General features: G+C 58.8%; 12 protein-coding genes. 3 read left to right on the forward strand and 9 right to left on the reverse strand.

The genetic code is table 11. The annotated features are described in order from the left end of the window. Positions 1-29: 29 nt before the first annotated feature. A complete protein-coding gene (locus tag ACQZ6D_RS16140; protein WP_003514729.1) occupies positions 30-1,613 on the reverse strand; it encodes a peptide chain release factor 3 in 1,584 nt (527 codons plus the stop codon). 90 nt (positions 1,614-1,703) lie between these two features. On the opposite strand from ACQZ6D_RS16140, the gene dut reads away from it, so the two are divergent. From dut to cysK, 3 genes are all read left to right on the forward strand, one after another. Continuing rightward, the gene (dut, locus tag ACQZ6D_RS16145) at positions 1,704-2,174 is read left to right on the forward strand and encodes a dUTP diphosphatase (protein ID WP_025592237.1); all 471 of its coding nucleotides are present in this window, start codon (positions 1,704-1,706) and stop codon (positions 2,172-2,174) included. 75 nt (positions 2,175-2,249) lie between these two features. Further along, complete coding sequence (locus tag ACQZ6D_RS16150) at positions 2,250-2,867, forward strand: LysE family translocator (protein ID WP_019564444.1); 618 nt, start codon at positions 2,250-2,252, stop codon at positions 2,865-2,867. A gap of 156 nt (positions 2,868-3,023) precedes the next feature. Continuing rightward, a complete protein-coding gene (cysK, locus tag ACQZ6D_RS16155) occupies positions 3,024-3,992 on the forward strand; it encodes a cysteine synthase A (protein WP_038489629.1) in 969 nt (322 codons plus the stop codon). 116 nt (positions 3,993-4,108) lie between these two features. Here cysK and ACQZ6D_RS16160 read toward each other — a convergent pair whose 3' ends face one another. The 8 genes from ACQZ6D_RS16160 to ACQZ6D_RS16195 form a co-directional block, all read right to left on the reverse strand. Then, positions 4,109-5,641 carry a YifB family Mg chelatase-like AAA ATPase gene (locus ACQZ6D_RS16160; protein ID WP_065703900.1) on the reverse strand — a complete coding sequence of 511 codons (1,533 nt, stop codon included), beginning with the start codon at positions 5,639-5,641 and terminating at the stop codon, positions 4,109-4,111. Between the two features lie 185 nt (positions 5,642-5,826). Then, entirely contained in the window at positions 5,827-6,786 is a 960-nt protein-coding gene (gene gshB, locus ACQZ6D_RS16165) for a glutathione synthase (RefSeq protein ID WP_003514721.1), read from the reverse strand. A gap of 244 nt (positions 6,787-7,030) precedes the next feature. Continuing rightward, the gene (locus tag ACQZ6D_RS16170; RefSeq protein WP_065703723.1) at positions 7,031-7,543 is read right to left on the reverse strand and encodes a cupin domain-containing protein; all 513 of its coding nucleotides are present in this window, start codon (positions 7,541-7,543) and stop codon (positions 7,031-7,033) included. A gap of 110 nt (positions 7,544-7,653) precedes the next feature. After that, complete coding sequence (locus ACQZ6D_RS16175; protein WP_065703721.1) at positions 7,654-8,754, reverse strand: sn-glycerol-3-phosphate import ATP-binding protein UgpC; 1,101 nt, start codon at positions 8,752-8,754, stop codon at positions 7,654-7,656. An 11-nt stretch (positions 8,755-8,765) separates the two neighbouring features. Further along, positions 8,766-9,608, reverse strand: a complete 843-nt coding sequence (gene ugpE, locus ACQZ6D_RS16180; RefSeq protein WP_025592232.1) for a sn-glycerol-3-phosphate ABC transporter permease UgpE — start codon at positions 9,606-9,608, stop codon at positions 8,766-8,768. Positions 9,609-9,619: 11 nt separating this feature from the next. After that, positions 9,620-10,594: an ABC transporter permease gene (locus ACQZ6D_RS16185; RefSeq protein ID WP_025592231.1), complete on the reverse strand. Its 975-nt coding sequence runs from the start codon at positions 10,592-10,594 to the stop codon at positions 9,620-9,622. An 84-nt stretch (positions 10,595-10,678) separates the two neighbouring features. Further along, positions 10,679-11,977 (reverse strand): extracellular solute-binding protein, encoded by a 1,299-nt coding sequence (locus ACQZ6D_RS16190; protein ID WP_003514712.1) that lies wholly within the window; start codon positions 11,975-11,977, stop codon positions 10,679-10,681. A gap of 133 nt (positions 11,978-12,110) precedes the next feature. Beyond that, positions 12,111-12,671: a sugar O-acetyltransferase gene (locus ACQZ6D_RS16195; protein ID WP_065703719.1), complete on the reverse strand. Its 561-nt coding sequence runs from the start codon at positions 12,669-12,671 to the stop codon at positions 12,111-12,113. Between the last annotated feature and the right edge of the window lie 10 nt (positions 12,672-12,681).

Consider the following 12,681-nt stretch of genomic DNA (forward strand, 5'->3'; position numbering starts at 1 on the left):
TTGGCATTCAAAGTGCAATCCGGCTGATATCACGCCGCCTTGGCGACGTGATATTCCTTGATCGCGACCATCTTGATCGCCGGAAACCGCTCGGATTCATACCGCAGCGAGAAGGCATCCTGCGCCAGAAACACCGGATCGCCATCCAGATCGCGAGCGATATCGCCGCGCTTGACGTTGAGGAACTTGTCCATTTCCGCCGGCTGATCGGACGAGATCCAGCGGCAGACGGAAAAGCGAGACATTTCAAACGAGACCGGCAGGCCATATTCGCCCATCAGCCGTTCCTTCAACACATCGAGCTGCAGCGCGCCGACAACGCCGACGATGGCGGGCGAGCCGTCTTCTGGCGAAAAGAGCTGCACGACACCTTCTTCCGCCATCTGCTGCAAAGCTTCCTTCAGCTTCTTCGCCTTCATCGCGTCTTCCAAGCGCACGCGGCGCAGGATTTCCGGCGAGAAGTTCGGCACGCCCTGGAATACGAGGTTTTCACCTTCGGTCAGCGTATCACCGATGCGCAGCGTGCCGTGGTTGGGAATGCCGACCACATCGCCCGCAAAGGCGGTATCGGCCAGCTGGCGCTGTGACGCGAAGAAGAATTGCGGTGCTGTCAGCCCCATGAGCTTGCCGGTGCGCGACAGCCGCGCCTTCATGCCGCGCTCCAGCTTGCCGGAGCAGATGCGGGCAAACGCGATGCGGTCGCGATGGTTGGGATCCATATTGGCCTGAATCTTGAACACGAAGGCCGTCATCTTGTCTTCCGCCGCATGCACGGTGCGGGTATCCGCCACCTGATCGCGCGGCGGCGGGGCGAAATCACCCAGCGCATTGATGAGGTCGCGCACACCGAAATTGCGCAGCGCCGAACCGAAGAATACCGGCGTCATGTGACCTTCCAGGAACGCCTGACGGTCGAAGGGGCGGCAGGCTTCCAGAGCCAGTTCCGTTTCCTCGATAAAGACCTTGCGCTCATTTTCCGGCAGACGATCGGCGACAGCCTGAGGGCCGTTGACCGAAAGGCCATCCACCTGCGTGTCGTTGCCACGAAAGGTGTTTTCAGCAAGATTGTAAGCGCCACAGAAGCTCTTCGCCCGGCCGACCGGCCAGGTGATCGGCGCGGTATCGAGCGCCAGCTTTTCCTCGACCTCATCCAGAATCTCGAAGGGATCGCGGCTTTCGCGGTCCATCTTGTTGATGAAGGTGATGATCGGAATATCGCGCATGCGGCAAACTTCGAAAAGCTTCAGCGTGCGCGGCTCGATACCCTTGGCGGCATCGATGACCATGATCGCCGCATCCACCGCCGTCAGCGTGCGGTAGGTGTCATCGGCAAAGTCTTCGTGGCCGGGCGTATCGAGGATGTTGAAGACGCGGTCGTTATATTCGAAGGTCATGACCGAAGTGACGACCGAAATGCCGCGCTCGCGCTCGATCTTCATCCAGTCCGAACGGGTCTGGATGCGATCCTTCTTCGCCTTCACCTCGCCGGCAAGCTGGATCGCTCCGCCGAACAGCAGCAGTTTTTCCGTAAGCGTGGTCTTACCCGCGTCCGGGTGCGCAATAATAGCAAAGGTGCGGCGGCGGGAGACCGCCTCGGCAAGTGTTTCGGCCATCTGACAAATCCTGTGGAATTGCGGGGTATCTAGCGTTTCAGGCCCGCATTTGCAATTGACCTTGCCGCGATCTCGGCAAACTAATGCCGCATGACCGTTCAAAATGATAATCGACCCCTCCTCCGGCTTGTGCGTCTTGCCAATGGCGCAGACCTCGAATTGCCTTCCTATGAAACCCGTGGCGCCGCCGGAATGGACCTGCGCGCCGCAGTGCCGGCCGATGAACCGCTGACTTTGCAGCCGGGCGAACGGGCGCTGGTGCCGACCGGCTTCGTCTTCGAGGTTCCGCAAGGCTATGAGGCGCAAATCCGTCCGCGCTCCGGCCTCGCCATCAAGAACGGCATCACCTGCCTCAATTCCCCCGGCACGGTGGACAGCGACTATCGCGGCGAAGTGAAGGTCATTCTCGCCAATCTGGGGCAGGCCGATTTTGTCATCGAGCGCGGCATGCGCATCGCACAGATGGTGATTGCACCAGTTACGCAGGTGGCAGTCAGCGAAGTGGCCGAAACATCCGAGACGGCACGCGGTGCCGGTGGTTTCGGCTCCACGGGGCTTTGACCAGCCCCCTTATGGGCGATTGTTTTCACCCCTGATTTTCGCTATTGATCTGGCGGATTTTCGGGGAAAATGACCATGACGCTGACGACCCTTCTTGCCTATGCCACCGCACTCTTCATCGCCGCTGCCATTCCCGGCCCCGGCATGACGGCGATCGTGGCGCGGGCGCTTGGATCGGGGTTTCGGGAAACCTTCTTCATGGGCCTCGGGCTGGTGCTGGGCGACATGATCTACCTGACCGGCGTGATCCTCGGCCTCGCCTTCGTGGCGCAGACTTTTCAGGAGGCCTTCATGGTCCTGAAGTTTGCCGGCGCAGCCTATCTTCTCTATATCGCATGGAAGCTCTGGACCGCCGGCCTCTTGCCGCAGGACCTGAAGGCGAAAAAAAGCACCAGCATTCCCATGTCGTTTCTGTCCGGCCTGCTGATCACGCTGGGTAATCCAAAAACCATGCTGTTTTATGTGGCGCTAGTGCCGACGCTGATCGACATCCGCATGATCGGCCCATCGGAATATGCGACACTTCTGGCGCTGACCTTCGTCGTGTTGATGGCCGTTCTCCTGCCTTACATCCTGCTTGCTGCCAAGGCGCGCAACCTCCTGAAACGGCCAAGTGCGTTGACGATCCTCAACCGCACCGCGGCGGGAATTCTGGCGGGAACGGCGACCATGATCGCGATCCGCAGCACCTGAAACGATTTCGTGCATTTGCCTGATTTATCGTGAATTTTTTCCGGTAATCAGACGATATTAGGACGAACGTTCGCTGGCCTGACAAGACTATTGCTCCTATTCTGCCGCTGAAATCTTGCGGCCACACATCGTGTGGCCTTCATACAGGAGAGCATCATGCCCGAAGCCAGAAAGCCCGGACGCGGACGCGTCTATTCCTCCATCACCGAAACAATCGGCGATACGCCGATCGTGCGGCTGGACAAGCTGGCGAGGGAAAAGGGCGTGAAGGCCAATCTTCTCGCCAAGCTGGAGTTCTTCAACCCCATCGCCTCCGTGAAAGACCGCATTGGCGTTGCCATGATCGAAGCGCTGGAAGCCCAAGGCAAGATCACCCCCGGCAAAACGACGCTGGTTGAACCGACCTCTGGCAACACGGGCATTGCGCTAGCCTTTGCCGCCGCCGCCAAGGGTTACAAGCTGATCTTGACCATGCCGGAAACGATGTCGGTCGAACGCCGGAAAATGCTCGCCTTGCTGGGCGCGGAACTGGTGTTGACCGAAGGCCCGAAGGGCATGAAGGGCGCCATCGCCAAGGCACAGGAACTGGCCGAAACCCTGCCAGACGCGATTATTCCCCAGCAGTTCGAAAACCCCGCAAACCCGGATATTCATCGCAAGACGACGGCGGAAGAAATCTGGAACGATACCGAGGGTGCTGTCGATATTTTTGTTTCGGGCATCGGCACGGGTGGCACTATCACCGGTACGGGCCAGGTGCTGAAATCCCGCAAGCCGGAGGTGAAGGTCATTGCCGTCGAGCCAGCCGACAGCCCGGTTCTTTCCGGTGGCAACCCCGGTCCGCACAAGATCCAGGGCATCGGCGCCGGTTTTGCACCCGCGATCCTCGACACTGGAATCTATGACGAAATCGTCACCGTGACCAATGACGACGCTTTTGAAATCGCCCGTCTGGTGGCGAGGCTGGAAGGCGTACCCGTCGGCATCTCCTCGGGCGCGGCACTCGCAGCGGCAATCAAGGTCGGCGCACGTGAGGAAAATGCCGGCAAGAATATCGTCGTCATCATTCCCTCCTTCGCGGAACGTTACCTTTCGACCGCTCTTTTCGAAGGGCTTGGGCTTTAAGCCGTTCCTCTTCGGTCAGGCCGCAAACGCGCGCCTGACCGCAATGACAAACTGTGCCGCTGGCCATCCGCCAGCGGCACAATTGTTTTAGCCGGTAAAGGGCGAAAGAACGCCTCTTATGCCGCCGCCGTCAGTCCTTCACCGGCAATGCGGTATGAAATGGCTTCGGCCACATGTATACGTCCGACAGTTTGTTTGCCGTCCAAATCAGCCAATGTGCGGGCGACCTTGAGAATGCGATGATAACCGCGTGCGGAGAACTTCAACCGTTCGGCAGCATCGCGCAGCAATTGCAGCCCGGACACATCGGGCTCCGCATATTTTTCGATCAGCGTTGTCGTGCAGCGAGCGTTGGTGCGAATGCCTGAAAAGCCCGCCGCCGCATAACGCTCCTGCTGCGCAAGGCGGGCGCGAGCGACACGGGCGGCCACCACCGAACTCGGTTCGGCAGTCATAGGACGGATGAGGTCCGTGGCGGAGACGGCGGGAACGTCGATGCGGATATCGATGCGATCCATCAGCGGGCCGGAAATGCGGGCCTGATAATCTGTCATGCAACGTGGCCCTCTGGCGCAGGTGAAACCCGGCTCCCCCGCTCTGCCGCACCGGCAGGGGTTCATCGCAGCGACAAGCTGGATTTCCGCCGGATAGGTGACGCGGTGATTGGCACGGGCGATGATGCATTCGCCCGTTTCCAGCGGCTGGCGCAGCGCATCCAACACCTGTGGCGCAAATTCCGGGAACTCATCGAGGAAAAGAACGCCGTGGTGGGCAAGTGAAGCCTCACCCGGCTTGGCACGCAGCCCTCCGCCGATCAGCGCGGCCATGGTGGCGGAATGGTGTGGCGTGCGAAACGGTCTGCGGTCCGACAGCTTGCCGCCGGACAATTGGCCGGCGATGGAATGGACCATGGACACTTCCAGCAATTCCGCAGCCTCGAGCGGTGGAAGAATTGAGGGCAAGCGCGCGGCGAGCATGGATTTACCGGAGCCGGGCGGGCCAACCATCAGCAGATTATGGCCACCGGCAGCTGCCACCTCCAACGCGCGCCGGGCCGTCTCCTGCCCCTTGATATCGGCCAGATCCGGCAAATTGACCGGATTGGCGCGGATGGCGGGCATCGGGCGGGAGAGAAGCTGGGTGCCGCGAAAATGGTTGGCAAGCGCAATAAGGCTGCGTGGGGCGAGAATATCGATGCCAGCCCCCGCCCAGGCTGCTTCCGGCCCGCTATCAGCCGGGCAAATCAAACCCTTCCCGAGCGCATTGGCACCGATGGCCGCGGGCAGAGCGCCCGAAACCGTGCCGATGGTGCCATCGAGATTGAGTTCGCCGAGAACCACATATTGCCCGAGCGCTTCCGCCGGGATCGCTCCCAACGCGGCCATGAGACCCAAAGCGATCGGAAGATCGAAATGCGATCCTTCCTTGGGCAAATCCGCAGGCGCCAGATTGACCGTGACTTTTTTTGCCGGCAGCGCCAGACCGGAGGCGTGGAGCGCGGCCTGCACCCGCTCCCGGCTTTCCGCCACCGCCTTGTCCGGCAGGCCGACGATCTGGATGCCGACCTTTCCGGGTGCGACCATCACCTGCACCTCGACCGGCACACCCTCTATTCCCTGAAATGCAACCGTATTGACCCGCGCCACCATGGCCTGCCCCCGCAAACCGGCCACAACATCAAAGCACTATGCCCCGATGGCGGCCACTCTCAAGTAACCTGCCACAGAGCAAAGAATAAAACAAGAACATTAAGCGAACAATTTCGCGCGCACGGTGTATTTCAGTTGTATAGAGTTGTGCACGCGGAACAAACGCAGGTGGCGAGGAAATTGCCTCAGAAATCCTGTGCTTCGCGCTTTTTCTCGATCGCATCCCACAACAGGCTTGCCACATCGGCACCGCCGAATTTCTGCACTTCACGAATGCCTGTCGGTGAGGTGACGTTGATTTCCGTGAGGTAATCGCCGATCACATCGATGCCAACGAACAGGAAACCGCGCTCGCGCAGGGCGGGGCCGATGCGGCGGCAGATTTCCTTCTCACGCGCGGTGAGTTCCGTTGGCTCCGGGCGGCCGCCGGCATGCATGTTGGAGCGAGCATCATTTTCCGCTGGCACGCGATTGATCGCGCCCACGGGCTCGCCATCCACCAGAAGGATACGCTTGTCGCCCTTGCGAACATCCGGCAAGTATTCCTGGGCGATATAGGGTTCGCGGAACATCTGGCCGAACATTTCCAGCAGCGATGAGAAATTGCGGTCGTCCCGCGCGGAATGGAAGACGCCTGCACCACCATTGCCATAAAGCGGCTTGAGGATGATATCGCCCATTTCATTGCGGAAGCGGGCGATTTCAGAGACATCCTTGGTGATCAGCGTCTTCGGCATCAGATCGGCGAATTCGGTGACGAAAATCTTTTCCGGCGAGTTGCGGACCCAGGCGGGATCGTTGACAACAAGCGTTTTGGGATGAATGCGCTCGAGCAAATGGGTCGAGGTGATGTAGGCCATGTCGAATGGCGGATCTTGGCGCAGATGAATGACATCCATGGTCGAGAGATCGACCCGCTCCGGCTCCGAGAGCGAAAAATGGTCGCCCTTGATATCGCGCAGTTCCATCTGTTCGACGGTCGCGTAGATCTTGCCATCGCGCATGGAGAGGCGTTCGGGCGTATAGTGAAACAGCCGGTATCCACGTGCCTGCGCCTCAAGGCTCATGGCGAAGGTGGAGTCGCCGGCGATATTTATGCCGGAGACATGATCCATCTGGATCGCGACGTTCTTGATCTTCGCCATGCGCATCTTCCTCTTGCAGCATGCGGACGCTTCGCGGTTCCGCCGTGCCCATTGCCTCGTCTGTTCGCGATTCCCCGCAGGACCGGAAGAGACCCGGAAATGCTTCAGAAAACCCTGAAGATGTAGGGCAGCGACCATTCAAACGCAACTGCTGCGAGGGGTGCTTTTTGTGAGTTTTATTGAACCTTCACAATTCCGCAGGTGGCGCTGCGCAGAGCCCCACCTGACGGAGTGTTTTACCAGTTCAGGCCGCCAGCTTGTAGGAACGACCGGCAAACAGCTTGTTCTTGACCCGGTAGGCCAGAGCCAGCGCCGTGGGGAAAGGGCGGCGCATGAAGGCAACCTTGCGGACATACTCATCCACCCGCCAGGTGGCCCATGTTCCCGCGCGGAAATAAGCGACGTCACCCACCCGCAGGATACTGACTGTGCCGTCTTCCGCCGTCACATGCACCTCACCCTCAAGGATATAGACCGTCTCGTCCCAACCGAAGAACCAGCGGAACTCGCCCGCCGTACAATCCCACATGGCTGTGCTGGAGGCGCGGTCTCCGCTTCTGGAATGATCCGCCGCACGCGCCTGAGGATCGCCGGAAATGATCCAGTCGGGGTTGATGGGGGCCGGCTGCAGCCGCAAATCGGTGCAGGACGCGCTAACCACGCCCTCGTCTTTTGCCCGGCGCAAAGAGGCGGGAAATATCGGCACCGTGCGGATCGCCATGGTGGCAGCCGCCGCGAACATCATCTTTAAAGGCATATTAGAAAACCCCCGTGAAATATTGGAGATCTTCTATCATCGGGATCGTAACGAAGCGGTTTTGACAATCGGCGCAATTTTAGTCATCGCGCCGATTTCTTATCGTCCACTCAGGCCGTTGCCAACTGCACGGGCTGCGCCACAGCCTGTTCCGCCTTGCCCGCTATGCGCTTGCCGGTCTCGCTGGAGAAGAAGTGCAGCTTGTCCGGAGATATGGCGACCGACAAGGTAGCCGGAATCTCGACCTCCGGCGAAAACGCCACAGTCAGGTTCTGGTCGCCGATCATGCCGTGGATAAGACGCTGCGAGCCGAGTTCCTCGATATACTCGACGCGTAGCGAAAAACCGGGCTCACTTGCCGCCGCCAGGCGGAAATCTTCCGCCCGCATGCCCACAGTAACCGGGCCGGAGGTGGGGGCGAAACCGTTGAGCGCGATCAGCGACGGCCCGACCGCAAGGCTATCCCCATGCAACTCGCCGCTCAGCAGGTTCATGGCGGGAGAACCGATGAAGCTTGCGACAAAGGTGGAAGCGGGGGTGTGATAGACCTCAAGCGGTGCGCCGATCTGTTCGATGCGGCCGCCGTTCAGCACCACCAGACGATCTGCCAGCGTCATGGCTTCCAGCTGATCGTGCGTGACGTAGATCGAAGTGGTGCCGAGGCGCTTTTGCAGGCGCTTGATCTCCCCGCGCATGGAAACGCGCAGTTTGGCATCAAGGTTGGACAGGGGCTCATCAAACAGGAAGGCCGCCGGTTTGCGCACGATGGCGCGGCCCATGGCGACTCGCTGACGCTGGCCGCCGGAAAGGGCGCGCGGCTTGCGCTCCAGATAGGGTTCGAGCTGGAGCATGCGGGCGGCCTCGGCCACGCGCGCATCGATCTCCGCCTTCGGCGTCTTGCGGTTCTTCAACCCGTATTCCAGGTTCTGGCGCACCGACATATGCGGATAGAGCGCATAGTTCTGGAACACCATAGCGATATCCCGGTCAGCAGGATCTACCTGGTTGACCACCCGGTCTCCGATCTTCACCGTGCCTTCGGAAATATCCTCAAGTCCGGCCACCATACGCAGGAGCGTGGACTTGCCGCAGCCGGAAGGACCGACGAGAACAATGAACTCGCCGTCCCTGATGTCGATATCGACGTGATGCACGGCACGCACGCCGCCGTGATAATCCTTGCAGACCTGACTGATTTCTATCGCGGCCATTTTCGGTTTCCTTATTTGTCGCTTTCCGTCAGGCCCTTGATGAACCAGCGCTGGAAGATCACGACGATCATCACAGGCGGCAGCATGGCCAGAACGGCAAGCGCGAAAGCTTCGTTGTAATCGGGGATTTGCGAACCGACCCAGACTTGCAGGATCGACTTGATGCCGCGCATCAGGGTGAAGAAACTCTCGTCCGTGGTCATCAGCATGGGCCAGAGGTACTGGTTCCAGCCGTAAACGAACATGATGATGAAGATCGCCGCCATCATGGTACGGGAAAGCGGGATGATCACATCAATGAAGAACTTGACCGGGCCCGCACCGTCTATGCGAGCGGCTTCCAGCAATTCTTCAGGAATGGATTTGAAGAACTGCCGGAAATAGAAGGTGCCCGTCGCAGACGCCAGAAGCGGCACGATCAGACCGGTGTAGGAGTTCAAGAGGCCGAGTTTGCTCATCACCTCATAGGACGGCATGATGCGTACTTCGAGCGGCAGAAGCAGGGTGGTGAAGATGATCCAGAAGGCAAGCGTTGCAAACCGGAACCGGAAATAGACGATCGCATAGGCTGCCATCATCGACAGGACGATCTTGCCGACGGCAAAACCGATGCCGAGGATCAGCGAGTTGAGCACCATGTTGAGACCGGTGATCTGCCCGGTGAAGCCGCCCTTCTGCGTCAGGACCTTTTCATAGGTTCCGACGAAATTGTCGCCCGGAATGAGTGTCAGGCCGCTGCGGTGGATTTCCGCTGCCGTATGGGTGGACGTCATGAATGCCACGACGACAGGCAATATCAGGAAGAGTGCGCCGATGATCAGCACCAGATGGTCGAGGGGTTTTGTCTTGTACATTGTCTTTTCCCTCAATTGTAATGGATGCGTTTTTCGATGAAGCGGAACTGGATGATGGTCAGAACGAAGACGACCAGCATCAGGATGACGGACTGAGCAGAGGAACCGCCGATGTCATTGCCGCGGAAACCGTCGAGAAAGACCTTGTAGACTAGCGTAATCGGATTGTTGGCGGCCTTGTCCTTCACCATCACGTCGATAATGCCGAACGTATCGAACAGTGAATAGGTGATGTTGATGATCAGCAGGAAGAAGGCAGTCGGTGCCAGAAGCGGCATGATGACCGTCCAGAACCGGCGCACGCTCGATCGGCAATCGATGGCGGCAGCCTCGCGCACGGCGACGGATACGCCCTGCAATCCGGACAGGAAGAAGATGAAATTATAAGGGATCTGCTTCCAGACCGCGACGGCAATCATGGCGAAGGCTGTATCGAAGTAGTTGAGGCCAACCTTCATATCCCAGCCCAAAAACGCAGCCATCTTGACGAAAGGCCCGATATGCTGGTCGAAAAACATCATGCCGATGAGACCCGCAACCGGCGGCGCGATGGCGTAAACGGAGATCAGCAACGTCTTGTAGGCGGAACTGCCGCGAACGACCGCATCGGCCTTGACCGCAAGCAAAAGACCGAGCGCCAGCGAAAAGAAAGTGACCAGCACGGTGAAGACAACCGTGAATTTGGCGATGTTTAGATATTCCGGATTGAAGATGGCATCGGAATAATTGGCGAATCCCACGAACGTTGCACCGAACCCGAAAGGGTCTTCGATAAAGAACGACGATTGCACGGCCTGAACGGAGGGCCAGTAGAAGAAGATGAAAATCACCGCCAGTTGCGGCGCCAGAAACAGATAGGGCACGTAGGACGAGGAGAACTGCACGCGCTTCATGCTGGCTTCTGCGGCCTTCGCCGTTTTTCCGGTTTTTGCAGACCGGCCGGATAGAAACCGGGCCAGACGCGGTTGAGACGATGTATAGGCCACGCTTGCGCCTCCTTAATCCAAGAGCGAGCCTCCTTTCCGGCGGAAAGGAGGCTCGACAACTATCGTTGGTTTCAAAAAGGGAGATCAGCCAGCCGTTTTAGCGAAACGGGCGAGAAGATCATTGCCTTCTTTTTCGATGATGTCGAAGGCGTCCTTCGGCGTTACTTCGCCGGAGAAGATGCGGTTGTATTCGCGTTCCATGATGGAGCGGATCTGCGGGTAGAAACCGAGGCGGTAGCCCTTGGACCATTCGCCTGAAGGCAGCGACAGCTGCTGGATACCGACTTCGGCGGCAGGCTTTTCCTTGTAGAAGCCTTCAGCCTTGGCCTTTTCGTAAGCAGCCGTGGTGATAGCGACGTAACCGGTTGCCTTGTGGTAGAAGACCTGGATTTCCGGCGAAGTCAGGAACTGGAAGAAGTCAGCCACGCACTTGTTTTCGGCTTCAGACTTGCCCGACATTGCAAAGAGGGCAGCGCCGCCGATGAAGGAGTTGGTGCCAGCGCCCTTGATGGAGCCCCAGTAGGGAAGGAAGGTTGCCGAGAACGGCATGGACGCCGTCTTCTGCAGGCCACCGAACGAACCCGAGGAACCGATCCAGAGGGCAACCTTGCCTTCTTCGAAGGGCTTCTGGTTGTCGTTCCAGCCGGCGCCGTAGTAGGCGAACAGACCCTTGTCTTTCCAGTCCTTCAGCTTGTCGAACATCATGACAAGGTTCGGATCGGTGACCTTCAGCTTGGTGTCGGTGACGCTGTCATAACCATTGTTGTTGGTTGCGAACTGGATGTTGTTGCGGGAGAAGAAGTTCTCCGTGAACTGCCAGGTGAGCTGCGACTGGACGAGCGGGATGTAACCGGCTTCCTTCAGCTTCGGTGCGACCTTTTCAAAATCTTCCCAGGTCTTCGGAGCTTCGACGCCGGCCTTCTTCAGGGCTTCGTCGTTGACATACATGATCGGCGCGGAAGTGTTGAAAGGCATGCCGACGAACTTGCCGTCAGCGGCAGCGTAGAAATAGCGGACGCCGTTGATGAAGGCTTCGCGGTCGAACTTGTAACCGGCCTTGTTGATGAGGTCTTCTGCAGGAATGACAGCGCCCTTGGCGTTGATGATGGTGGCAGCGCCAGCATCGAAAACCTGAAGAATGTTCGGCTGTTCGCCCGAACGGAAAGCAGCGATGCCGCTTGCAAGCGCTTCTTCGTATGAGCCCTTGGAAACCGGCGTCAGAGCGCATTCCTTCTGGGCTTCGTTGAACTTCTGCGAAACTTCGTTGATGACTTCGCCGTTACGGCCGCCCATGCCGTGCCACCAGGTGATGTTGGTCGCAGCCATGGAAGACGTTGCCGAAATGCTGACCGCCACTGCGGCCATGGAAATCTTCTTCAACATTACTAAATCCTCTCCACCATTTATTGGGATGAGGATGCGAATAGAGACGTTCCATGACGCCTCTTTAACGGTTTTATGTCAGATTTATTACAGTCCCTGCGATAGGGACTCCATTCTTCCAGAAACGGATGTCTCAAGCGTCCTTGCGCTTTATGGGGCGAGCCGGATTTCCGACCACCGTCGTCCCGGCCAAGACATCCCGCGTCACCACCGAACCGGCCCCGACGATCGCGCCATCGCCAATGGTGATGCCGGCCAGAAGGATCGCGCCGCCGCCGATCCAGACATCGCGACCGATCGTGACCGGCTTTGCGATTTCAATGCCTTGCGAACGCGGAACCGGGTCCAGGTGATGTTCGGCGCAATAGATCTGCACGGCCGGCCCCAACATCGCGCCATCGCCAATCCGCACGGGCGCAGAATCAAGAATGACGCAGCCGGTATTGAGATAGACGTTCGCACCCAACGTAATGTTGAAGCCGTAAGCGCAATGAAACGGTGCTTCGATAAAGGCTCCTTCCGCAACGGAGGCAAAGAGCGCCCGCAGCAAAGGCGACATGGCCTCACGCTCATCCGGCGGCGCGGTGTTGTGCTGGTGAACGGCACGGCGGGCGCGGACGCGCAGCACGTCCAGTTCGGCATCCATGCAACAGTACCATTCGCCCGCAGCCATTTTTTCCCGCTCAGTGGACATTGCCTCCCCC

It is taken from the genome of Agrobacterium sp. 22-3639C2 (assembly GCF_053522105.1).

Bases quoted from the DNA above. Each gene is read 5' to 3' on its own strand.
- ACQZ6D_RS16190 (WP_003514712.1), bottom strand. From the start codon at position 11,977: ATGTTGAAGAAGATTTCCATGGCCGCAGTGGCGGTCAGCATTTCGGCA.
- ACQZ6D_RS16170 (WP_065703723.1), bottom strand. From the start codon at position 7,543: ATGCCTTTAAAGATGATGTTCGCGGCGGCTGCCACCATGGCGATCCGC.
- ACQZ6D_RS16175 (WP_065703721.1), bottom strand. From the start codon at position 8,754: ATGGCCGCGATAGAAATCAGTCAGGTCTGCAAGGATTATCACGGCGGC.
- ACQZ6D_RS16150 (WP_019564444.1), top strand. From the start codon at position 2,250: ATGACGCTGACGACCCTTCTTGCCTATGCCACCGCACTCTTCATCGCC.
- gshB (WP_003514721.1), bottom strand. From the start codon at position 6,786: ATGGCGAAGATCAAGAACGTCGCGATCCAGATGGATCATGTCTCCGGC.
- ACQZ6D_RS16140 (WP_003514729.1), bottom strand. From the start codon at position 1,613: ATGGCCGAAACACTTGCCGAGGCGGTCTCCCGCCGCCGCACCTTTGCT.
- dut (WP_025592237.1), top strand. From the start codon at position 1,704: ATGACCGTTCAAAATGATAATCGACCCCTCCTCCGGCTTGTGCGTCTT.
- ACQZ6D_RS16195 (WP_065703719.1), bottom strand. From the start codon at position 12,671: ATGTCCACTGAGCGGGAAAAAATGGCTGCGGGCGAATGGTACTGTTGC.
- ugpE (WP_025592232.1), bottom strand. From the start codon at position 9,608: ATGTACAAGACAAAACCCCTCGACCATCTGGTGCTGATCATCGGCGCA.
- ACQZ6D_RS16160 (WP_065703900.1), bottom strand. From the start codon at position 5,641: ATGGTGGCGCGGGTCAATACGGTTGCATTTCAGGGAATAGAGGGTGTG.
- cysK (WP_038489629.1), top strand. From the start codon at position 3,024: ATGCCCGAAGCCAGAAAGCCCGGACGCGGACGCGTCTATTCCTCCATC.